23 protein-coding genes, 2 tRNA genes, 1 pseudogene and 1 riboswitch are annotated in these 23,248 nt (G+C 40.9%); of the genes and pseudogenes, 22 read left to right on the top strand and 4 right to left on the bottom strand.

Going from position 1 to position 23,248, the window contains the following annotated elements; genetic code table 11:
* Positions 1-259 precede the first annotated feature (259 nt).
* The 13 genes from LI126_RS09700 (at position 260) to dapF (ending at position 10,366) form a co-directional block, all read left to right on the top strand.
* Positions 260-871, top strand: coding sequence for a 4'-phosphopantetheinyl transferase family protein (locus tag LI126_RS09700; protein WP_015529912.1), 612 nt, complete (start codon positions 260-262; stop codon positions 869-871).
* A 1-nt stretch (position 872) separates the two neighbouring features.
* Positions 873-1,283 (top strand): peptide deformylase, encoded by a 411-nt coding sequence (locus tag LI126_RS09705; RefSeq protein WP_055146432.1) that lies wholly within the window; start codon positions 873-875, stop codon positions 1,281-1,283.
* A 31-nt stretch (positions 1,284-1,314) separates the two neighbouring features.
* Complete coding sequence (gene cutA / locus LI126_RS09710) at positions 1,315-1,644, top strand: divalent cation tolerance protein CutA (RefSeq protein WP_055146435.1); 330 nt, start codon at positions 1,315-1,317, stop codon at positions 1,642-1,644.
* 116 nt (positions 1,645-1,760) lie between these two features.
* A complete protein-coding gene (locus tag LI126_RS09715; protein WP_055146438.1) occupies positions 1,761-2,015 on the top strand; it encodes a PRC-barrel domain-containing protein in 255 nt (84 codons plus the stop codon).
* A 52-nt stretch (positions 2,016-2,067) separates the two neighbouring features.
* Positions 2,068-2,517 carry a transcriptional regulator NrdR gene (gene nrdR, locus LI126_RS09720; RefSeq protein WP_015529917.1) on the top strand — a complete coding sequence of 150 codons (450 nt, stop codon included), beginning with the start codon at positions 2,068-2,070 and terminating at the stop codon, positions 2,515-2,517.
* 82 nt (positions 2,518-2,599) lie between these two features.
* A complete protein-coding gene (gene truA, locus LI126_RS09725; protein WP_055146441.1) occupies positions 2,600-3,334 on the top strand; it encodes a tRNA pseudouridine(38-40) synthase TruA in 735 nt (244 codons plus the stop codon).
* An 89-nt stretch (positions 3,335-3,423) separates the two neighbouring features.
* Complete coding sequence (locus tag LI126_RS09730) at positions 3,424-4,176, top strand: exodeoxyribonuclease III (protein ID WP_054751846.1); 753 nt, start codon at positions 3,424-3,426, stop codon at positions 4,174-4,176.
* A 21-nt stretch (positions 4,177-4,197) separates the two neighbouring features.
* The gene (locus tag LI126_RS09735; RefSeq protein WP_055146444.1) at positions 4,198-5,319 is read left to right on the top strand and encodes a CobW family GTP-binding protein; all 1,122 of its coding nucleotides are present in this window, start codon (positions 4,198-4,200) and stop codon (positions 5,317-5,319) included.
* A 96-nt stretch (positions 5,320-5,415) separates the two neighbouring features.
* The gene (locus LI126_RS09740) at positions 5,416-6,363 is read left to right on the top strand and encodes a TIGR03943 family putative permease subunit (protein WP_196020678.1); all 948 of its coding nucleotides are present in this window, start codon (positions 5,416-5,418) and stop codon (positions 6,361-6,363) included.
* Between the two features lie 49 nt (positions 6,364-6,412).
* Entirely contained in the window at positions 6,413-7,372 is a 960-nt protein-coding gene (locus LI126_RS09745) for a carbohydrate kinase family protein (RefSeq protein WP_015529921.1), read from the top strand.
* A 114-nt stretch (positions 7,373-7,486) separates the two neighbouring features.
* Positions 7,487-8,821 carry a type I glutamate--ammonia ligase gene (gene glnA / locus LI126_RS09750; RefSeq protein WP_015529922.1) on the top strand — a complete coding sequence of 445 codons (1,335 nt, stop codon included), beginning with the start codon at positions 7,487-7,489 and terminating at the stop codon, positions 8,819-8,821.
* A gap of 75 nt (positions 8,822-8,896) precedes the next feature.
* Positions 8,897-9,445: an ANTAR domain-containing response regulator gene (locus tag LI126_RS09755; RefSeq protein WP_015529923.1), complete on the top strand. Its 549-nt coding sequence runs from the start codon at positions 8,897-8,899 to the stop codon at positions 9,443-9,445.
* 90 nt (positions 9,446-9,535) lie between these two features.
* The gene (gene dapF / locus LI126_RS09760; RefSeq protein WP_227165280.1) at positions 9,536-10,366 is read left to right on the top strand and encodes a diaminopimelate epimerase; all 831 of its coding nucleotides are present in this window, start codon (positions 9,536-9,538) and stop codon (positions 10,364-10,366) included.
* A 144-nt stretch (positions 10,367-10,510) separates the two neighbouring features.
* Here the strand turns inward: dapF and LI126_RS09765 are convergent.
* From LI126_RS09765 to LI126_RS09780, 4 genes are all read right to left on the bottom strand, one after another.
* Positions 10,511-10,584: transfer RNA gene (locus LI126_RS09765), tRNA-Pro, on the bottom strand.
* Positions 10,585-10,618: 34 nt separating this feature from the next.
* A tRNA-Gln gene (locus LI126_RS09770) sits at positions 10,619-10,690 on the bottom strand.
* A gap of 237 nt (positions 10,691-10,927) precedes the next feature.
* Positions 10,928-11,233 carry an AzlD domain-containing protein gene (locus LI126_RS09775; protein WP_015529925.1) on the bottom strand — a complete coding sequence of 102 codons (306 nt, stop codon included), beginning with the start codon at positions 11,231-11,233 and terminating at the stop codon, positions 10,928-10,930.
* Between the two features lie 41 nt (positions 11,234-11,274).
* Positions 11,275-12,009, bottom strand: coding sequence for an AzlC family ABC transporter permease (locus LI126_RS09780; protein ID WP_020436582.1), 735 nt, complete (start codon positions 12,007-12,009; stop codon positions 11,275-11,277).
* A 205-nt stretch (positions 12,010-12,214) separates the two neighbouring features.
* Positions 12,215-12,403, top strand: a riboswitch (cobalamin riboswitch).
* 163 nt (positions 12,404-12,566) lie between these two features.
* Between LI126_RS09780 and LI126_RS09785 the strand changes: the two genes are divergently transcribed.
* From LI126_RS09785 to LI126_RS09825, 9 genes and pseudogenes are all read left to right on the top strand, one after another.
* Positions 12,567-13,763 (top strand): sirohydrochlorin cobaltochelatase, encoded by a 1,197-nt coding sequence (locus tag LI126_RS09785; protein ID WP_055173153.1) that lies wholly within the window; start codon positions 12,567-12,569, stop codon positions 13,761-13,763.
* Positions 13,764-13,851: 88 nt separating this feature from the next.
* Positions 13,852-14,388 carry a hypothetical protein gene (locus tag LI126_RS09790; RefSeq protein ID WP_015529928.1) on the top strand — a complete coding sequence of 179 codons (537 nt, stop codon included), beginning with the start codon at positions 13,852-13,854 and terminating at the stop codon, positions 14,386-14,388.
* Between the two features lie 80 nt (positions 14,389-14,468).
* Positions 14,469-15,572, top strand: coding sequence for an ROK family transcriptional regulator (locus tag LI126_RS09795; protein ID WP_055173155.1), 1,104 nt, complete (start codon positions 14,469-14,471; stop codon positions 15,570-15,572).
* Positions 15,573-15,796: 224 nt separating this feature from the next.
* Positions 15,797-16,825, top strand: a complete 1,029-nt coding sequence (locus tag LI126_RS09800) for a zinc-dependent alcohol dehydrogenase (RefSeq protein WP_227165281.1) — start codon at positions 15,797-15,799, stop codon at positions 16,823-16,825.
* Positions 16,826-16,882: 57 nt separating this feature from the next.
* Complete coding sequence (locus LI126_RS09805; RefSeq protein WP_226900805.1) at positions 16,883-18,247, top strand: MFS transporter; 1,365 nt, start codon at positions 16,883-16,885, stop codon at positions 18,245-18,247.
* A 598-nt stretch (positions 18,248-18,845) separates the two neighbouring features.
* Entirely contained in the window at positions 18,846-20,204 is a 1,359-nt protein-coding gene (locus tag LI126_RS09810; protein WP_155204677.1) for a M20 family metallopeptidase, read from the top strand.
* A 3-nt stretch (positions 20,205-20,207) separates the two neighbouring features.
* Positions 20,208-21,389 (top strand): cation:proton antiporter, encoded by a 1,182-nt coding sequence (locus LI126_RS09815; RefSeq protein WP_055173159.1) that lies wholly within the window; start codon positions 20,208-20,210, stop codon positions 21,387-21,389.
* Between the two features lie 191 nt (positions 21,390-21,580).
* A pseudogene (locus tag LI126_RS09820) lies at positions 21,581-22,648 on the top strand (glycoside hydrolase family 3 N-terminal domain-containing protein); the annotation flags it as partial.
* Positions 22,648-23,130 (top strand): GtrA family protein, encoded by a 483-nt coding sequence (locus LI126_RS09825; RefSeq protein WP_020436590.1) that lies wholly within the window; start codon positions 22,648-22,650, stop codon positions 23,128-23,130. The pseudogene LI126_RS09820 and the gene LI126_RS09825, both read left to right, overlap by 1 nt.
* Positions 23,131-23,248: the final 118 nt, after the last annotated feature.

Genomic DNA, 23,248 nt, shown 5'->3' on the forward strand with positions numbered 1-23,248 from the left:
AGGTCGAGGGCATAACCAAAGCAGTGATAGGTTTGGATGATGATGTTGGTTTTGACTGTATGTAGTTTTGAAGGTACATGATATATAGACAGGAATGAGAAGCAGTGCGAAAGCGCTGTTTTTTTCTTGCAAAAAAATCAAGTTTCTTGACAAAGAAAAGATTTTGCTATATGTATATATCAGATGAGGATAGTGTGTCTCACGGCAAAAATGCTGGTGGCATTCTTGAAAAAAGTATATAGAAAAGATGGGACAATAAATGACCAAGGGAAGAATCATAATAGCTGATATAGAAAAAATATCATGTAAGGAAGAGTGGATTCTCTCACAGATAGCACAAAGATATGTTGAAAAGTATCAGAAGCATAAGAGAGAAACGGATAAAAAACAGGAGCTGATAGCGGGATATCTTTTAAAGGAGTATTTAGGTGTAGAAAATGATGCTCAGCTTGTAATGAATAAAAATGGGAAGCCGATGCTTGTGGATGCGAGAAAACATTTTAACCTGTCACATAGCGGTAAATATGTAGTTCTAGCGATTGCTGATCAGGAAGTAGGCATTGATATTGAACGTGTGCGTCCGTATCATGAAGCTACAGCGAAGAAGATATTTTCGAATGAAATACAAAATGCAATGTCTGAACTTTGTGGGGAGGAAAAAGACCGGATATTTACTCAATTATGGACAGAACTAGAAGCGAAGCTGAAAGTAAAAGGCATTGGATTTAGCAAAGAATGGGAAAATGAAAAAGCAAAGGAATATTTTATTGAGACAAGATGTATAGATGAATATTATGTAAGCTTAGCGACAGAAGAAAAAATTTCTATAGAAACAGAATGGTTTGCAGGGAATGGAAAGGAAGTAAAATAGTATGATTAAGCCTATTATGAGAGACATATTTTTCTTAAATCAGAAATCAGAATTGGCAACAGAAGCGGATAAGCAGGTGGCAATAGATCTGCTGGATACACTGAAAGCAAATGAAGCAGGCTGTGTAGGAATGGCTGCGAATATGATCGGAGTAAAAAAGAGAATCATTGCAGTGAATATGGGGTTGTTTAATATTGCTATGTTTAATCCGAAAATCGTGAAACGCACAGGCGCTTATGAGACGGAAGAAGGTTGTCTGTCATTGGATGGAGTGCGAAGCTGCAGACGTTATCAGGAAATAGAAGTTGAATATCAGGATATGAATTTCAAAAAGAAAAGAGAAAAATACAGTGGATGGACGGCTCAGATCATTCAGCATGAAATAGATCATTGCGATGGGATTTTGATATAAATTTTGTTTGTGCATTGAGGAGGTGTGTCGCATGGATTTCAAGTATTGCAAATTAGAAATCTTTATTCCAGAAACACATATTTCGCAGCTACAGAAAGCATTGCAGTCAGTAGATGCCGGTCATATAGGAAATTATGATTCCTGTATGTCCTGCTCCAAGGTCACCAGTTACTGGAGACCATTAGATGGAACTTCTCCTTACATTGGAAATGTAGGAGAGATTAGTTGTGAGCCGGAAGTGAAAGTTGAAGTGACTGTATTTACAGAAAAAGTGGATGAAACAATTCAGGTAATTAAAGAGGTACATCCATATGAGGAACCGGTAATCAATGCATTGCCGATTTATCGGACAAGCTTTTAAGGGAAAAAGAAGTCTTACGATCAGACAGAAAGGAGACTTCTTTTATTATACAACAGATTCTGATTTCATGCATAGAATAGTTAAGAGAAAATATCGGCAATCATGGAATAATGCCTATGAGATTTTGCGAATTGAAGGAAAAGGAAGTTGTGAATATCTGCAATGGCAAGTGCCTTGGAGGTGTAGTAGATCTGCAGATAAATGTATGCTCCGGTGCGATAGAAGCATTGATTGTTCCGGGACCGGCAAAGTTCTGTGGATTCTTTGGAACGGATAGCGAATATGTGATACCATTTGCATGTATAAAGAAGATTGGACCGGATATTATTCTTGTGGAAATTAAAGAAGAAAAGTTTTTGCAAAAATATTAGACATTGTGTATAATGAAGGCAATAAGATACGTGGAAAGGCGGAGTGGATTATATGAAGTGTCCATATTGTGGCAATCCAGATACAAGAGTGATTGATTCCAGACCAGCAGAGGATAATAGTTCTATCAGAAGAAGACGTTCCTGTGATGAATGTGGTAAGCGTTTTACAACTTATGAAAAGGTAGAGACAATTCCACTGATTGTAATTAAGAAAGATAATAACCGTGAACAGTATGAAAGAGCGAAGATAGAGAATGGAGTTCTGAATGCATGCTACAAGCGTCCGGTTCCGGCTGAAGAGATTCAAAAGACAATTGATGCGATTGAACTGTCAATTTTTAATCGTGAAGAGAAAGAAATCCCAAGCAGTGAGATTGGTGAAATTGTTATGGAGAATCTGAAGACATTGGATCCGGTTGCATATGTCAGATTTGCATCTGTCTACAGAGAGTTCAAAGATGCGAATACATTTATGGATGAATTGAAGAAATTTCTAAGATAATAAAAATCGGTTATACTCTGTTCGTGAGTATAACCGATTTCAATCTTTCGGAGAATGTTAGTATGTTACACGGGAGGCGAGAATGAGAACTTATAAATTAACAATTGCTTATGACGGAACTGCATATCAGGGATGGCAGAGACAGGCAAACACAGAGAACACTTTGCAGGGAACTCTGGAGCGAACAATTTCGTCAGTGGCAGGATATCCAGTGGAGATTGATGGTTCAGGACGAACAGATGCAGGTGTTCATGCGAATGGACAGACTGCAACAGTAGTTCTTTCTGGTCGGGTGGAGGATGGATTTTTTACAGAAAAGATAAATTCAAGATTACCTGAAGATATTCGGATTTTAGATGCAGAGCTTGTGAGGAATGGATTTCATGCGAGAAAAAGTGCAGTTGGAAAAAGATACATTTATCAGCTGGATTTGGCGGAGAAACCAGATGTATTCACAAGACGATATACATATCATTTTCCGCAGAGATTGGATTTAGATGCGATGAGAAAGGCAGCACAATTGTTGATTGGCACGTATGAGTTTGCCGGATATACAGATAAAAAGGATGAAAAGTCCACAAAAAGAACAATTTATGCTATAATGATTTGCGGACAAGGAAGCAAAGTCAATATTCAATATGAAGGAACAGGATTTCTTTACCATATGGTAAGGATTTTGACAGGAACTTTGCTGGAAGTTGGAACCGGAGCACGAAGCATAGAGAGTGTGAAGGAACCTTTGAAATCAAAAGATAGAAGTCAGGCTGGATTTTTAGCACCTGCAAGAGGGTTATTCCTTGATGAGGTGTATTATTGATTCGGTTATGGAAAGTTGCTGATTATTCACGGAAGAGTTGGCGAATGGACGGTGAACAGCAACACTCTTGAAAGGGAGGATGCAGCGTATTGAAATTAATATCATGGAATGTAAATGGTATTCGTGCCTGTGTACAGAAAGGATTTCTTGATTTCTTTCATGAGGCAGATGCGGATATCTTCTGTATTCAAGAGACGAAGATGCAGGAAGGACAGCTAAATCTGGAATTAGAAGGCTATTATCAGTATTGGAATTATGCTGTGAAGAAGGGATATTCCGGAACAGCTGTGTTTACAAAGAAAGAACCATTGTCGGTGAGTTATGGAATCGGTATTGAGGAGCATGACCAGGAAGGACGTGTGATTACGTGTGAATTTGAAGAGTTTTATTTCGTCACAGTATACACACCGAATTCTCAGAATGGGCTGGCAAGGTTAGATTACAGAATGAAGTGGGAGGATGACTTCCGTACTTATCTGAAGAAGTTAGAAGAGACAAAACCGGTGATTGTGACTGGAGATATGAATGTAGCGCACAAAGAGATTGATCTTAAGAATCCGAAGACCAACCGTAAGAATGCAGGTTTTACGGATGAGGAAAGACAGAAGTTTACTGAACTTCTGGATGCCGGATTTATTGATACATTCCGGTACTTTTATCCGGAGCAGACAGGAATCTATTCCTGGTGGTCTTATCGTTTCAGTGCCAGGGCGAAGAATGCAGGCTGGCGTATAGACTACTTCTGTGTCTCGGAAAGTTTAAAGGACAGACTGGACGATGCGAAGATACTTACAGATATTATGGGATCAGATCATTGCCCGGTTGAATTGGATTTGAAATAATAGAAAGAGGAGAAGAGAACAATGACAAAGATTGACATTATTTCAGGATTTCTTGGAGCAGGAAAGACAACTTTAATTAAGAAGCTTCTTTCTGACGCATACAAGGGAGAGCAGGTTGTATTGATCGAGAATGAATTTGGAGAGATCGGTATTGATGGTGGATTTTTGAAGGAAGCAGGAATTGAGATTCGTGAGATGAATTCAGGATGTATCTGTTGTTCACTGGTTGGAGATTTTGGAAAATCTCTTCATGAGGTCGTAGATACTTATCATCCGGATCGTATTCTGATTGAGCCATCAGGAGTTGGAAAGCTTTCTGATGTAATCAAGGCTGTACAGGATGTTCAGGGTGAGATTGATGCAGAGCTCAATAGCTTTACAACAGTTGTAGATGTAACAAAGTGCAAGATTTACCGTAAGAACTTTGGCGAATTTTTCAGCAATCAGATTGAATATGCAGGTGCAGTTATTTTAAGCCGTACAGATAAAGCGAAACCGGAGAAGATTCAGGAAAGCGTTGCACTGTTAAGAGAACTGAATGAAAAAGCTCCAATCATTACAACACCAATCGAGCAGCTTCCGGGTGAGAAGATTCTTGAGACAATGGAATCAAGCAAATCTCTGGAAGAGGAATTGCTTGCAGAAGTAGCTGAAGAGGCACATGAGCATGAACACGAGCATCATCACCATGACCATGAAGAGTGTGAACACGAGCATCACCACCATGATCATGAAGAACATGAACATGAGCATCACCACCACGATCATGAAGAACATGAGCATGAGCACCATCATCATGATGGAGAGTGCAGCTGCGGCTGTGGACACCATCATCACCACGATCATGAGGGTCATCATCATGCAGATGAGGTATTCACAAGCTGGGGTAAAGAGACAATTCATACTTATACAAAGGATGAGGTCAGTGCAATTCTGAAGACTCTTGAAGAGGACGGCTCTTACGGAAATGTACTTCGTGCAAAAGGAATGGTTGCAGGTGCAGATGGTGAGTGGATTTACTTTGATATGGTTCCGGAGGAACATGAAGTAAGAACAGGAGCACCGGAATACACAGGAAGAATCTGTGTGATCGGAGCAGAGCTTAACGAAGACAAGCTTGCAGAATTATTTAAGCTGAAATAAAAAGGATAAGCAAAGCAGTACCCCATAGGGGGCTACGTAACATTATGTAATAACAGATGTCTTCTGCGAAAGGGAGACGGAATGGAGATAGATATGATGAAAGAGCCAGATGTTATGGTTTATCTGATGACAGGTTTTCTTGATAGTGGAAAGACACAGTTTCTGAATTTTACATTGTCACAGGACTACTTCCAGATCGACGGCAAGACACTTCTGATTCTTTGTGAAGAGGGAGAAGAAGAGTATGATCCGAGAGAATTGCTGAAGTATGGTGTCGTTATTGAGACTGTAGAAGATAAAGAAGATCTGACAGAAGAATGGCTGGAAGAGATGAATAAGAAGCACAAGCCGGAACGTGTGGTTATCGAGTATAACGGTATGTGGCAGGTGAGTGAATTTGAGAAGATGAAGCTTCCGGCAGGATGGGCTATTGAGCAGAAGATCACAACGGTAGATGCAAGTACTTTTCAGATGTATCTGACAAACTTAAAACCACTGTTTGTAGAGATGGTAAAGGGCGCAGAGCTTGTTCTGTTCAACCGTTGCGAGGATAAGAAACCGTTGGCAGGATACCGCAGAAGTGTTAAGGTTGTAAGCCCTCAGGCAGAAGTAATCTTTGAGGATGAGAACGGTGAGGTAGACAATATCTTTGAAGACGAAGTACCATATGATCTCAAAGCACCTGTGATTGAGATTCCAAGAGAAGATTATGGTATCTGGTATATTGATATGCAGGAGCATCCGGAGCGCTATAAAGGAAAAGCTGTAGAATTTGTTGCAAAGGTTATGAAACCAAAATCATTTCCATCTAAGGTATTCTATCCGGGGCGTATGGCAATGACTTGCTGCGCAGATGATACATCTTTCCTTGGATATGTTTGCAGAAGCGCTTATGCGCCGAAACTGAATGCGGGAGACTGGGTAAAAATTCGTGCAAAAGTGCGTTATGCGAATCTGTCCGTATACGGCGGAGAAGGACCGGTGCTTGAGGCAGAGAATATTGAGCCTGCAGAACCAATTGAAGAGTTAGTATATTTTAATTAAGACAAGCAATAAGACAAAGTAATAAAACAAGAAATGGGAGGAGAACTTCATGGCAAAGAAATATGATGTAATCGCATTAGGAGAGCTTCTGATTGATTTTACAATGAATGGACAAAGCGAGCAGGGAAACAATATGTTTGAGGCTTGCCCGGGAGGTGCACCGTGTAATGTGCTGGCACTTCTGAACAAGATGGGAAAGAAGACAGCATTTATAGGAAAAGTTGGAAAAGATCAGTTCGGAGCGTTATTAAGAGATACGATTACGGAAGCCGGAATCGATGCCTCCAATCTGATGGTTGACGAAAATGTGAATACAACACTCGCATTTGTACATACATTCCCAGATGGAGACAGAGAATTCTCATTTTACCGTAATCCGGGAGCGGATATGATGCTTACTGCAGATGAAGTGAATCCAGAAGTAGTAAAAGATACAAAAGTCTTTCATTTTGGAACACTTTCTATGACACATGAAGGTGTGCGTGAAGCGACAAAGAAAGCGGTAGAAACAGCAAAAGCAAATGGTTGCCTTGTATCCTTTGATCCAAATCTGAGACCGCCGCTGTGGAGCTCTCTTGATCTTGCAAAAGAGCAGATGGAGTATGGATTTGGAAAATGTGATATCCTGAAGATCTCTGATAATGAAATTCAGTTTGTATCCGGTAAGGAAGACTATGATGAGGGAATCGCATATCTGCAGGAGACATACAATATTCCGCTGATTCTTCTGACTATGGGAAAAGACGGAAGTAGAGCTTATTACAAAGGCATGCGCGTAGAGAGACCGGGATTTTCAGTGAAAGCAATTGAGACAACCGGTGCAGGAGATACTTTCTGTGGAAGTTCTTTGAATTATCTGGTTGATCATGATTTTGAGAATCTGACAGAGGAACAGTTAGGAGAGATGCTGACATTTGCGAATGCGGCAGCAGCACTTGTAACAACAAAGAAGGGTGCGATCAAAGCAATGCCTGTAAAAGAAGAAGTTCTTGAACTGATTCAGAAATAATTGACAAGAAAACAGTCAATCATTATAATGTAACACAGAAACAAGGGCGTTTCCAACTTAGGTGGAGAACGCCCTTTTATCGTATCAGTTTATGATAAAGGAGGTCGAAAAATAATGCATAACTATACAAGAGATGATATTTTTCACATAGTAGAGGAAGAAGATGTCGCTTTCATCAGATTGCAGTTTACAGATATTTTTGGAACGATGAAAAATATGGCGGTAACAGTAGGACAGCTTGAAAAAGCGTTGGATAACCGCTGTATGTTTGATGTTTCTTCCTTGGAAGGGGTTGCAGATGAGGAAGAATCAGATATGTATTTATATCCGGATTTGAGTACATTTGAAATCTTTCCATGGAGACCACAGCAGGGAAAAGTTGCAAGACTGATCTGTGATGTGTATAAAAAAGATGGAACACCGTATGAAGGAGATCCGCGTTATGTACTCAGAAAGGCTGTTGCGGAGGCGAAAGAGATGGGATATACGATGAATGTCGGCCCGGAATGCGAGTTCTTTCTTTTCCATACAGATGATGACGGTAGACCGACAACAGTAACTCACGAGCAGGGAGGATATTTTGATGTAGGGCCATTGGATCTTGGAGAAAATGCGAGAAGAGATATGATCTTAACATTAGAAGATATGGGGTTTGAGATTATTTCCTCACATCATGAGATTGCGCCGGCGCAACATGAAATCGACTTTCACTACGATGAGGCGATGATTACAGCAGATAATCTGATGACATTTAAGATGGTTGTCAAGACAATCGCAAAACGACACGGTCTGCACGCGACATTTATGCCAAAGCCGAAGAGTGAGACTTATGGGTCAGGAATGCACATTAATTTGTCTTTATATAAAAACGATGGAACAAATGCACTTTATAACGCAGAGGATGAGAACGGACTCAGTCAGGAAGGATATTATTTTATTGGTGGCTTGATGAAACATATGAAGGCAATCACCTGTATTACAAATCCAACGATCAATTCTTATAAACGTTTTGTGCCGGGGTATGAAGCACCCGTTTATATGGGATGGTCAGCTAAGACAAGAGGACCTTTGATCCGTGTGTCTATGGAGAAAGAAGACAATTCAAGACTGGAACTTCGCAGTCCGGATGCTACGGCGAATCCATATCTGGCACTTGCAGTACTTCTGAAAGCGGGACTGGATGGAATTAAGAATCAGATCATGCCTCCGAAGAATATTGATGAAAATATTCAGAAGATGACGCAGGAAAGAAGAGATGAACTTCAAGTGGAAGAACTGCCGAGAACGCTTGGGGCTGCTACAGCAGAGCTTGAGAAAGATGAACTGCTGATCAGCGTATTAGGGAAAGAGCTTGCCGAGAAGATCATAAAAGCAAATAAGAAAGAATATAAAGAATATTGTATGCAGGTGACAGACTGGGAGATCGATCATTATCTTTACAGGCTGTAGTTCAGGTATCCTGGCATTTGGCATTTAGAGAGAACGGATTGATAGAAGAGTAGTTAGCGGAAGAGGTGAGCAGATATGAGCAACATTATTGTCGTTTTTCCAAAGAGGGAAAATGCAGTAAATATCCGTAATAGTTTGGTTCGTGCGGGTATTGAAGTATCTGCGGTATGTTTGACAGGAGCTAAGGTTTTGCAGTATGCTGATAACTGGAACGATGGAATTGTCGTGTGTGGTTATCGGTTTCAAGATATGCAGTATACAGATTTACGAGAATCTCTTCCGGATACGTTTGACATGCTTTTGGTGGCTTCAGCGGATAAGTGGATGGATGGACTGCCGGATGGGGTTGTAGGACTTCCACTCCCAATCAAAGTTTATGATTTGGTAAATACCGTTGAAATGATTCAGCAGACACAGAGCAGGAAGAGAAGAAAGCGCAGAGAAACGATACGAAAGAGAGACGATTCTCAGAGAAAGATAATCGATCAGGCGAAAGCGCTTCTGATAGAACGAAATAACATGTCAGAAGAGGAAGCACATCGATATTTACAGAAGAGCAGTATGGAAAGTGGGACTAATATGCTCGAAACAGCACAGATGGTGCTGACAATTATGAATGAATAAGAGGCAGCTGTTAACAGTAACGAATAAGAAGTGCTGTAAACAATAACAAATGAGAGGACTGTCAGTGATGACAGTGGAACGGAGAAGAGAATGAAATTTACAAAAATGCAGGGAATTGGAAATGATTATGTGTATGTAAACTGTTTTGAAGAGAAGGTAGAAGATCCATCAGCGTTGGCAATCCAGGTGAGTGACAGACATTTTGGAATAGGATCCGATGGATTGATCCTGATCTGTCCGTCGGAAGTGGCAGACTGTGAGATGGCCATGTATAATGCGGATGGCTCCAGAGGAGAAATGTGTGGAAATGGAGTTCGCTGTGTTGGAAAATATATGTATGATTACGGTCTGACTGACAAAACAGAGATTACAGTTGAGACTTTAGCAGGAATCAAAACACTTCAGCTTTTCGTAGAAAATGGAAAAGTTGCGAAGGTTCGAGTTGATATGGGAAGCCCAATCTTGACACCGGCAGAAATTCCGGTTGTGGCTGAGGGAGATAAAGCTGTAGATGAACCGATTCTTGTGGATGGAAAAGAATATCGTATGACTTGCGTATCTATGGGAAATCCGCACGCAGTTGTTTATGTAGATGATGTTGATAATCTTCCGATTGAAGAAATCGGACCAAAATTCGAAAGCCATGAGAGATTTCCAAGACGTGTGAACACAGAGTTTGTAAAAGTACTGGATAGACATACTGTACAGATGCGTGTTTGGGAGAGAGGATCTGCGGAGACACTTGCCTGCGGAACAGGAGCATGTGCTGTAGCTGTTTCCTGTATTCTGAATGGATTGACAGAAGATGAAGTAACTGTAAAGCTTCTTGGCGGAGATTTGGAGATTCAGTGGGATCAGGAGAAGAACACAGTTTATATGACAGGACCGGCAACCGTTGTATTTGATGGGGAGCTAAAATAAAGATTTGATGAATAGATAATGATGGTGCGTTGACCGATTTTCATTTTTGTGAATTTGAGGTCAACGCATTTTGTTTATAATATTGACTTAATAACAAAGAGACTATAACAAAAAAGAGATTACAAATTGTAATCTCTTAAAACATCGGAGTGACAAGATTCGAACTTGCGACCTCTACGTCCCGAACGTAGCGCTCTACCAAACTGAGCCACACTCCGATAAAATAGGGAACTTGCCGAAGCAAATTCCCAGCTACGGAAAAGGGACTTGAACCCCTACTAACAGAGTCAGAGTCTGCTGTGCTGCCAATTACACCATTCCGCATTACTTGAGTTTTGTTTGTTGCTTGTTTCAAACAACATGGTTATTATATCAAAGCTACAGAAAAATGCAACCCCTTTTTTGATATTTTTGCGTTAGACTTTTTAAAGAAATTGTCTTAAATGTCAGAAAATTAAGATAATTCATTTCGCCAAACGAAAAAGGGTATCGACGGTAGCGAAAAAAGCATCAATGGCAGAAAAAAGGGCATCGACAGTTACTAAAATCTATAAGATCACTCTACAAGAAAAGCTCTGCAATAAATACAACTGCGCAGCAAAGAACTGCGACCGGCAGCAGGCCGGCACCACACCATGCGGCTACAACTCCAACAACGAGAGCGAGAACTCCGGAGATTGGAGACTGTGTGGCATGAAGGATCGCCGGGAATGTCATCACTGCTAGTGTGACATAAGGTACATAGTATAGAAAGGACTGAAGAAACTGGTTCTTCAAAGGTTTTCGAATCAAGGTCATCGGCAGTACGCGGATTAAATAAGAGATACCGCCCATGATAAGAATATAAATATAAATATTGTGTGTCATAATTTTTATTCCTTCTGAGTAATTGAACAGTTACGTTTTTATTATTGCTTAGTTGAAGCTGAAGTTTCATCTTCTGTCGGTATAGGGAAGAAGAATGCTGCTCCGGCTGAAAGTACGACGGTCAGTATAATTGTTCTGGTACCATCCGACAGAGTGGAGATCCAAGGCAGGCAAGTTGCTGCGAAGCTTGAGATAAATGCAAGAGTAACCAGTCCCGCAACGACTTTATTCTGCTTCGAAGGAGGAATGATGATAGCGATAAACATTCCAAAGAGGGCAACACTAAATGCACTGACCATACGCGGTGACATGATATTTCCGGCAATGACACCGAGCATAGTTCCAAAAGCCCAGCCCGGAAGCGGAGTTACCATCGCGCCATAGGTATAATAAGGATTTAAAGTACCTGGTCTGCTGATCGCAATTCCAAAAAGTTCGTCTGTGATATCATAACTCATCAGCAGACGGTGTCCTAACGAAAGGTCGGGACTTAAACGCTGACTCATGGCACAGCTCATCAGAAGATAACGTGCATTCGTGATCAATGTGACAATTGCGACCTCAATATAAGGAGAGTTTGCAGCAATTACAGTCAGTCCGGCATACTCTCCGGCAGATGCATTATTTAACAGACTCATAAGGAATCCCTGAAATGCATTCAGGCCGATATTTCTTGCGGCAATACCGATTGAAAAGGAGACCGCAAGATATCCAAGTCCGATCGGAATTCCATCGCGAAAACCACGACGAAATGCCTGGCTATTAGATTCTTTCATAATAATAAACCACCTTAGTTACAAATTTTGTCTCTGAGGGATATTGTATCATTTTTGCTGAGGAAATCAAAGTCGGAAATGAGGCCAAATCCTCCAATTTATAACATTTCTTGACGCATTTGTGTAAGTGTGATAGAATGACCCCGTTGTAACATATAATTTAATACAGATGCGTGAGGTGTCAGTCAGATGGATGATGGCGTCCTGATTATGAATGATCAGAGGAACGACGTGGGAAATCTGGACTGGTGAAAAGGGAAACAGGTGAGAATCCTGTACGAACTCGTCACCGTATTTCGTGAGCTTGTGTTTTGAGACCACTGGGAGACCGGGAAGGTGAAGCAGAAGCATTTGAACGATCAGCCGGGAGACCTGCCTTTCGCAGTACAGGAATGAAGAATTCATGCCACGAGGAATTGGCCGTACGAAAGAAAATGATTTAGACTGCAGTAATTATTTACAGATAGATTGTAAATGATCACCGGTTTTTCTTTGCGTACCCTCGTTTGATTCGAGGGTGTTTTCATTTCTGAGAATAAGAAATCAGGAGGATGACAATGAAAAAGAAAGTATTAATGGTTTTACTGGCAGCAACACTTAGTGTGTCCATGATTGCAGGATGTGGATCAAAGGGCGACAACAACACTGACACAACAAAGACAGAGTCTAAACAGGACAGTGATCAGGAAGCAGCAGATAAAGTTGCGAAGCTGATCGATGACATTTATGTCCAGGAAAGAACAGACAAGACAGATGAGCAGTGTACAGCAGCGAAAGAAGCATGGGATGCACTGACAGATGCACAGAAAGAACTTGTTGAGGGAGAGAATGCGGATCCGGATTATTTCGGAAGAGATACAGGAGATGCATCCAAGGATGATCCGCTCAATGCTGATGAGATTGGTGAAAATGAAATCCTTGTAGTAAGTTTTGGAACATCCTTCAATGACAGCCGTGCGACAGATATCGGTGGTATTGAGAAAGCAATCCAGGCAGCAAATCCGGACTGGTCTGTAAGAAGAGCATTTACAGCACAGATCATTATCAATCATGTACAGGCTCGTGATGGTGAGAAGATCGACAATGTGGATCAGGCATTGCAGAGAGCGGTTGACAATGGCGTAAAGAACCTCGTTGTACAGCCAACACATCTGATGCATGGTGCAGAGTATGATGAACTTACAGCAGCAGTAGAGGGATATAAAGATAAATTTGAATCTGTTAAGATCGCAGAGCCGCTCCTTGGAGAAGTTGGAGCTGATGCAACTGTTATCAATGCAGACAAGGCAGCAGTAGCGGAAGCAATCACAGCAGAGGCAGTGAAAGACGCCGGATTTGATAGTTTAGATGCAGTGAAAGAAGACGGAACAGCATTTGTATTCATGGGACATGGTACATCTCATACTGCAAAGGTAAGTTATTCTCAGATGCAGACACAGATGGAACAGCTTGGATATGACAATGTATTTATCGGAACTGTAGAGGGTGAGCCGGAAGATACATCCTGCGAGGCAGTGATTGAGAAACTGAAAGAAGCAGGATATAAGAAAGTAATCCTTCGTCCGCTGATGGTTGTTGCAGGAGACCATGCGAACAACGATATGGCCGGAGATGACGATGATTCCTGGAAGAGCCAGTTTGAGGCATCAGGAGCATTTGACAGCATTGATACTCAGATTGCAGGTTTAGGAGAGATCCAGGCAATCCAGCAGCTGTATGTAGCACATACACAGGCTGCAATTGATGCAGAGTAATTTGTAAGAAGATATTGAGAAGGTCATGCTTGTTCAGAGAAAAGGGAATGGCATGACCTTTTTTGAATTAATGAAAGGAAGGATTTAGATGAAAAAGAAGTTATTAATGGTATTAATTTCTGTTTCTATGATCGCATCTGTATTTACAGGATGTGGAAATAGCACAGAGGCTAAAGACAGTGGAAAAGCACAGACAGAACAGGCGGATACAAAAGAGGATTCTGCAGATAAGGCAGATGAGGAGCAGGCAGCACTGGAAGACGGAACATATACAGCAGAGTTCCAAACAGACAGCTCTATGTTCCATGTGAATGAAGCAATGGATGGAAAAGGAACACTGACAGTAGAGGATGGGAAAATGACAATTCATATCAGTCTGGTGTCTAAAAATATTGTCAATCTGTTCGAAGGAACTGCCGAGGATGCACAGAAGGACGGCGCAGAATTGCTTCAGCCTACAACAGATACTATTAATTACAGCGATGGAACATCTGATGAGGTCTATGGATTCGACGTTCCGGTTCCGGCACTGGACAAAGAATTTGATCTTGCATTGATCGGAAAAAAGGGAACATGGTATGATCACAAGGTCAGTGTGACAAATCCGGTGAAAGTAGAAGAATAAAATGCATTTGTAACCTTTACAAACCGGCAAAGAAGGGATAAGATACTTTTATAAAACGATTTATAAAAGGAGCCTTGGATATGGTTGGAGCGGAAAAGAGAAATATTACAAAATCAAAAATAGTAAATTATATTATAAATCACGAAGCAACGTCTAAAGTGGAATTGTCGAAGGATCTCAATCTTAGTATGCCGACTGTATTGTCGAATGTGAATGAGCTCTTGGCTAATGGAATTGCGGTTGAAACCGGAGAATATGAATCTACAGGTGGGCGAAAAGCAAAACGAATCAGTATTAATCCAGCGTACCGTTATGCGGTTGGGATAAGGATCACTGCTAAGCATGCAGGATTTGTACTTGTGAATTTGAGCTATGAGATAGAGAAATATGAAAGGATCCGCTTAGAATTTTCAACAGAGGCCGCTTACTACTTACAATTGAGCGAAGCATTGGAAAGATTTCTTTCAGATGTAGAAAACAGAGAACGAATCTTGGGAATCGGAATTTCAATTCCGGGAATTGTTAATTCGAAAGAACGAATGCTGATCAAATCTCATGCGCTCCAATTGGAGAATTATAGTTTAAGCTTTTTGGAACAGATCTTTTCACTTCCGGTTTATTTTGAAAATGATGCCAATGCGGCAATGATGGCAGAGGATTTAAATAACTATAGAAATGCATTGTATCTTTCATTGAATAACACACTCGGAGGAGCATTTTGCATTGACGGGAAATTGATTCCGGGAGCGAATCAGAAAGCCGGAGAATTTGGACATATGATCCTTGTTCCGGGCGGAAAGAAATGTTATTGCGGAAAACAAGGCTGTGCGGATGCTTACTGTGCGGCGAGCGTGCTGACAGATGATACCAAAGAGACACTGGAACAGTTTATGAAGAAGGTGGAAGAGCAGGACGGACAGGCTGTGAAGGTTTGGAAAGAGTATCTTAATAATCTGGCAATCCTTATTTCAAATCTGAGAATGGCATATGATATGGATATTATTCTTGGAGGAGAAGTAGGGGGATATCTTGCAGATCATATGATAACCTTAGGGAAAAAAGTAATGGAATATAATGGATTTGAGCATGATGCGAGATACCTGAAAGTTTGTTCATATAAGAGAGAAGCCTCGGCAGTTGGTGTGGCAAAACATTATTTGCAGGCTTTTATTAAAACATTATAACGATCAGAATGATGGAAAGTTAGAAAATCCAGAGAAGAAACATTTTTAACACATGTTTCTTCCCTGGACTTTTTTTGCGCAAAGTGCATAAAAATCATAGCGAAATCTTGTGCAATAGGCAGAACTGAACAATAATATATTGACAAAATACATTTCCTGAACAATAATGTAATTACTTTAATAAAACATTTAATAAAAGATATTCAATAAAGGAGGAAAACATTATGTTACAGCAGGTAATGACAAACCCGGGAGAAATTATTTTCAGAGAGGTACCGGTTCCGGAAGTGAAAGATGATCAGGTACTGGTTAAGATTATGAATATTGGAATCTGTGGATCTGATATTCACGTATATCATGGAAAGCATCCATTTACAAAATACCCGGTGACTCAGGGACATGAGGTATCCGGTGAGATTGCCAAGGTCGGAAAAGATGTTACAGAATTTCATGAAGGACAGAAAGTTACGATCGAGCCACAGGTTTACTGCGGACAGTGTTATCCGTGCCGCCATGGAAAATATAACCTTTGTGAGGAACTTAAGGTTATGGGATTCCAGACAACAGGAACAGCTTCAGAATATTTTGCAGTAGATGCCTCTAAAGTAACACGGATTCCGGAAGATATGTCTTATGAAGAAGGTGCCATGATCGAGCCTTTGGCAGTTGCAGTGCATGGAGTGAAGCAGGTAGGAGATGTAAAGGGATTGAATATTGCAGTTCTTGGTGCAGGACCGATCGGTAACCTGGTTGCACAGGCAGCAAAAGGAATGGGTGCCGCAAAGGTAATGATCACAGATGTCAGCGACCTTCGTCTGGATAAGGCAAAAGAATGTGGTATTGATGTATGCGTTAATACTATGGAGAAGGACTTTGGAGAGGCAATGGTTGAAGCTTTTGGTCCTGACAAGGCAGATGTGATCTATGATTGCGCAGGAAATAATATCACAATGGGACAGGCAATTAAATACGCAAGAAAAGGAAGTATCATCGTTCTTGTTGCCGTATTTGCGGGAATGGCAACAGTAGACCTTGCAGTTGCAAATGATCACGAACTGGATATCAAGAGCACAATGATGTATCGTCATGATGATTATGTAGATGGTATAGAACTTGTAAATGAAGGAAAGGTTCATTTAAGACCATTGATTTCTAAGACATTTGCATTCAAAGATTATCTGAAAGCATATCAGTATATTGATGATAACCGCGAGACAACGATGAAAGTAATCATCAATGTGCAGGAGAAATAGGTGATCGAATCAAGAGAGGACAGAGTTTTATCAGAAACTCTGACTAGGAGGTAATTAATGGAAAACGAGAGTAATAATGGAAAAGTGCCTCTGATCAGCAAGATTGCATATGGTTTCGGAGATGTAGGATGTAACTTTAGCTGGATGTTTGTCAGTAACTTTTTAATGATTTTCTATACAGATGTATTTGGAATCAGTATGGCGGCAGTATCAGCATTAATGCTTTTCTCAAGATTCTGGGATGCGATCAATGATCCGATCGTAGGTGGATTAACAGATAAAACAAACACAAGATGGGGAAGATACCGTCCATGGCTGTTGGTGGCAGCACCAATCACATCAGCGCTTTTGATCCTTTCTTTCTGGGCGCACCCAGATTGGTCAAATACATCGAAAATAGTTTACATGGTAATTACATACTGTCTTCTCGTCTTAGGATACACCTGTGTAAACATTCCATATGGAACACTTTGCGGTGCTATGACACAGGATATTGATGAGCGTGCCAAGATCAATACATCTCGTTCCGTAGCAGCAATGATCGCAATCGGAATCATCAATATCGTAACAGTGCCACTGATCAGCAGGCTTGGAAGCAACAGTGTAAAGAACGGTTATCTGTTTGTTGCAATTATTTACGGAGGCATCTTTGCTGCATGTCATTTCTTCTGTTTTGCAAAGACAAAAGAGCAGGTGACAATTCCGGAGAAAGAAAAAATCTCCATTAAAGTACAGCTGAAGGCCGTTATGCAGAATAGACCATATCTGCTTGCATTAGTTGGACAGGTGCTGTTTGGATTCACATTATATGGAAGAAATGCAGATATTTTATATTATTTCACTTATGTAGAAGGAGATGCTTCCTATTATACAACATATTCCATGTGTATTATTATTCCTTCAATTATTGGTGCAGCTTGCTTCCAGCCGGTATTCCGCAAGTTGAATAATAAAGGAAGAACAGCATCTGTTTTTGCATTACTTACAGGAATCGCTATGCTTGCAATGTTCTTCTTTAATGTAAAAGAATCTCCAATTGTATTCTATGCATTGGCAGGTATTACACAGTTTTTCTTTTCAGGATTTAACACTGCAATCTATGCGATCATTCCGGATTGTGTGGAATACGGCGAGTGGAAAACAGGACTTAGAAATGATGGATTCCAGTATGCATTTGTTTCTCTTGGAAATAAAATCGGAATGGCTATAGGAACTGCACTCCTTGCAGCTCTGCTTGGTAAATACGGATATGTGGCAAATCAGGTACAGAATCCGGAAGTAATTGCAGTTATGAAACATTCATTTTCAACAATTCCAGGAATTTTGTGGATTGTCACAGCAGTTGTTCTGTTCTTCTATCGTTTGAATAAAAAACGTTACAATGAAATCGTGGAAGATCTGAAAAATGGAAAAAGAGGTTAAGAAAATATAATAACAAAAACGTGGCCCGGTGCACTGCACCGGGCCATTATCTATATAAACTATTCGTAATTTTTGGTCGAAGTCCGGCAATCATAAAAGATCTGTCGCTAATACAATCACCGTCTTCTTTTCTATGTATGATACTTTTGTAATTCATTTGTATCAACTTGATGATGTTATTATATGGAAGAATTGTGAACACCTCGTGTCACGAAAGCTAAAGAAAAGTAAAATTTATTAAGAGAATATAATCTAAAACGGAAGAATTGTTTAATCCAGATTATAGACAAAATGTCGATAATTTTGTTAAGGGAAGACTGGAAATTTTTCACGATACATGATATGATGATGTAAATGTCAAAAAGTATAAATTGCGTTTGTGCTCGCACAAATAAGCAATTTATACTTTTTGACACGCCGAACACCGAAAACGGAATAAAATGGTGTGAACACACCATTTTATGGGAGTTTGAGGTGTTCGAGGATTGCGGGAATTGCATAGCAATGGAGCAATCCGGTTACATCAGTGAGTGGCAAAATTTACTTTTGACACTCGCATCATATGATAGAAAACAGTAAAAAAGGAAGGATGAAAATAATGGATATTAAAGAAAAGATTCATGCAACAACAGAAGAATTGTTAAGCAATATGGAAAGACTTGTAGCGATAGATTCACAGCTTGGAACACCGGCAGAAGGAATGCCATTTGGAGAGGGACCGGCAAAGGTTCTTCACGAAGCACTGCAGATTGCAGATGAGCTCGGATTCAAGACAGTGAACCTGGATAACTACTGTGGATATGCAGAGATGGGAGAAGGCGAAGAGATCGTTGGTATCGCAGGACATCTGGATATCGTACCGGCGGGCGGTGACTGGACATATGATCCATTCAAGCTGACAAGAGAAGGAGATTACGTTTACGGACGTGGAACAACAGATGATAAAGGACCTGTTATGGAAGCGCTTTATGCAATGAAGCTTCTTCGTGATTCAGGTGTGAAGCTCAACAAGAGAGTTCGTCTGATCATGGGATGTAATGAGGAAAATGGTTCCAGATGTATGGAGCATTATAATGAAGTGGCAGAAGAGTTATCTTGTGGATTTACACCGGATGCAAATTACCCATGTATTCACGGAGAGAAAGGTATGCTTGGCATGCTGGCAACTTCTAAGAATACAAAGATTATTTCTATCAATGGTGGATTTGTATTCAATGCCGTATGTGATGCATGTACAGCAGAGATTCCGGCAGAAGAAGGACTGAAAGACAGACTGGAAGCTGCTTTCGCAGGGACAAAACTTCAGGAATACAAAGTAACAGAGGAAGATGGAAAGATCACTATTTATGCAAAGGGAGTATCTGCACATGCAAGTACACCGGCATTTGGAGTTAATGCTGCAGGTGTTATCTTTGACTGTCTTGCAAAAGCCGGATTTGAAGATGATTTCGTAGAATTCTATAACTCACACATTGGTACAGCATGTGACGGATCAGGAATCGGACTGAAATGCGCAGATGAGTTTGGAGAGCTTACATTCTGTAACGGAATCGTTAAGAAAGAAGACGGTGTGATCTCCGCTACAATCGATATCAGATTCCCGGTAACATATTCTGTAGAAGATATGCTCAAGATGTGCGAAGGAAAGCTCGAAGACGAGAACGGACGCATTGAGATCCACACAACTACAAAACCATTGTTCTTCCCGAAAGAGTCTCCACTTGTAGAGGCACTGTACAAAGCTTATACAGATGTAACAGGAGATACAGAGAACAAACCGTTAGTAATCGGTGGTGGAACATATGCGAAGTCCTTAAAAAATATCATCGCATTCGGACCGGAGAAACCGGGCGTAGATTACCGCATCCATGGTGCAGACGAGTACACACTCGTATCTGAAGTTGAAGAAGCAGTACAGATTTACATGGAAGCAATTAAGAACTTGCTTGCAATTTAATAGATGTTACTAAGTATTGCTTTGATCTTGCTTGTAGGAATGTCTATGGGCTGGATCTGTAAGAAAATCAAACTGCCAAGCTTGCTTGGAATGATGATCACGGGGATGATACTCGGCCCATATGTACTGAATCTGTTGGATGACAGTATTCTTGGAATCTCAGCCGAGCTTCGAAAGATCGCGCTGATTATCATCCTTACAAGAGCCGGTCTTGGTCTGGATCTTTCAGGACTTAAAAAGATCGGAAGACCGGCTGTGATGATGTGTTTTGTTCCGGCAACGTTTGAGATTGTTGGAATTGTACTGTTGGCTCCGAAGCTGATGGGATTATCTATACTTGAAGCTGCAATCATGGGAGCTGTGCTTGCAGCAGTTTCACCGGCTGTTGTAGTACCGAGAATGGTGAAGCTGATGGAGGAAGGCTATGGCGTGAAACAGGGGATTCCGCAGCTGATTCTTGCGGGCGCATCTGTGGATGACGTCTATGTCATCGTGCTGTTTTCAACATTTACAGGAATGATGCAGGGACAAAGTACATCTATACTCAGTTTTATCAATATTCCGGTTTCTATTTTCCTTGGAATTGGGATTGGATTATTAATAGGGACATGTCTTGCGTATTACTTTAAGAAAGTGCATATAAGAGATACCTCGAAAGTGTTGATCATTTTGAGTATTTCTCTGTTGCTTGTTGTTATGGAAGACAGTTTGAATACGGCGATTACATTTTCAGCATTGATCGCGATCATGTTCATTGGGATCGGTTTGCAGAAGAAGAGAGAAGTTGTTGCGAAGAGGATTTCTGTGAAATATGGAAAGCTGTGGGTGGCAGCAGAAGTATTTCTGTTTGTGCTTGTAGGAGCAACAGTGAATGTCGGATATCTTGGAAAAATCGGTGTGAAAGCGTTAGTTGTTATCGTAGGTGCACTGGTGTTTCGTATGCTTGGTGTATCCGTCTGTCTTCTTGGAACAAGTCTCAAGAAGACAGAACGATTATTTGCCATGATGGCTTATACACCGAAAGCAACAGTTCAAGCCGCAATCGGTGGAATCCCTCTTGCGATGGGATTTGCATGCGGAGATACCGTTCTTACCGTGGCTGTTTTAGCGATTGTGTTGACAGCTCCGCTGGGCGCATTTGCGATCGATTTCTCGTATAAGAAATTATTGAAAAAATCAAAATAAAAAATGTTATTAAAACAGTTCATGTAGAAAAAACGACCATTTATGAAAGCAGACCTTAACGGTCTGCTTTTTGTGTTATGATAAGTTCAGTAAAAAAGACACTTGTGATATGGAAAATGCAAGAAAACTGATCACAGGTACTGCGAAGGGTAACAAAGTAACATAGTACACAATAAAAGGTAGGTTTCAAAATGAGTCTGAAATATGAAAAGTTGATCAGAAAAATGACACTGGCAGAGAAAGCAATTATGATGTCAGGAAAGAACACATGGGAGACAGTTGATTTAGAAAAATATGGGATTCCGTCTATGGTAATGTCCGATGGACCGCATGGGCTGAGAAGACAGGCAGGAGCAGGAGACCATTTGGGATTGAATGCCAGTCTTCCGGCAACTTGTTTTCCGACAGCAGCAGGAGTGGCAAACAGCTGGGACGAAGCACTTGGAGAAGAAATTGGAGAAGCACTTGCAGAGGAAGCAGTGACGATGGGTGTCAATGTGATCCTTGGACCGGGACTTAATATTAAGAGAAGTCCTCTGTGCGGAAGAAACTTCGAGTATTTTTCAGAGGATCCATATCATGCAGGAAAAATGGCGGCGGCATATGTTCGTGGAATCCAGAGCAAGGGTATTGCAGCTTGTCCAAAGCATTTTGCAGCAAACAGTCAGGAGCTGCGCCGCATGGCAAATGATTCCGTTGTGGATGAAAGAACGTTCCGTGAGATTTATACAACCGGATTCGAGATTGCAATTAAGGAAGGTAAATCAAAGTCCATCATGTCTTCCTATAATGAAGTAAATGGAGTCTATGCAAATGAAAACAGTCATATGCTGCAGGAAATCCTGGTAGATGAGTGGGGCTTTGATGGTTTTGTTGTATCTGACTGGGGCGGAAGTAATGATCATGCACTTGGTGTGAAGAACGGAAGCCATTTGGAAATGCCGGGAACAGGAAAATCAGGTATGTATGATATTATTCATGCAGTTGAGAATGGTGATCTTGATGAAGCGGTATTGGATCAGAGACTGGATGAGCTTTTAAATGTAATCTTCTCAACACATCAGGCAACAGAAGACGCAAAGGGAAAAACATTTGATGTGGAAGCGCATCATAACCTGACAAAACAGCCGGAAGCAATCCTTGATGTGATTGGATCAACAGATCTGGATGTTGTTGCATATGAGCAGGGATATATCCGTAACAGAAAACCGAATCAAAAGTTGACAAAGGCAGCAGTAGAACTTGCAAAGAAGGCGGATTGTTCGTAATCGTAAGTAATCTGATCACTGTACTTAAATATGTAATGTTGCTGTTTTTGCCACTGGCATTCGCAGGACTTCCGAATATTGATTTCGGTTTCCCGGGAATCGACATTACATTATTCGGTGAGACATTTAAGTGGAATATTATCGGATATGATGCGGCACATGGAGGTCTTCCGTATTTCTGTGCATACATGATCGCAATGCTCGTTGGTGAGTGTATCAACTTCCCAATCCAGAGAAGCTTTGTGTTCCGCAGCAAAGGAAAGATCTGGTATCAGGCGTTCTGGTATCTGATCGCATTCTGTATTGTTACATGTATTGTAAACTCAATCAATTGTATCTGGGTTGCAGTTGCCGGAATGTTTGTACCGGGATGGCTTTACAATATCGGAACAACCGTGCTGAACGGAGGAGTGTCGATGGTGGTATTCTTCTTCGTGAATAAGATTATTTTCCCGGAGGGAGAAGCAAAGTAGAATAGAGAAAAGAAGAACAGAAGAACAGAGCAGTGCGCGTTAGCGTGCTGTCCTGTTCTTTTAACATGAAAATCATTTTCAAATTCATCTTGACAATAAAATTTTTTGCGTTAAAATA

Source organism: Mediterraneibacter sp. 210702-DFI.5.30, from assembly GCF_020560115.1.
In the GTDB taxonomy this organism is placed as follows: domain Bacteria; phylum Bacillota; class Clostridia; order Lachnospirales; family Lachnospiraceae; genus Mediterraneibacter; species Mediterraneibacter faecis.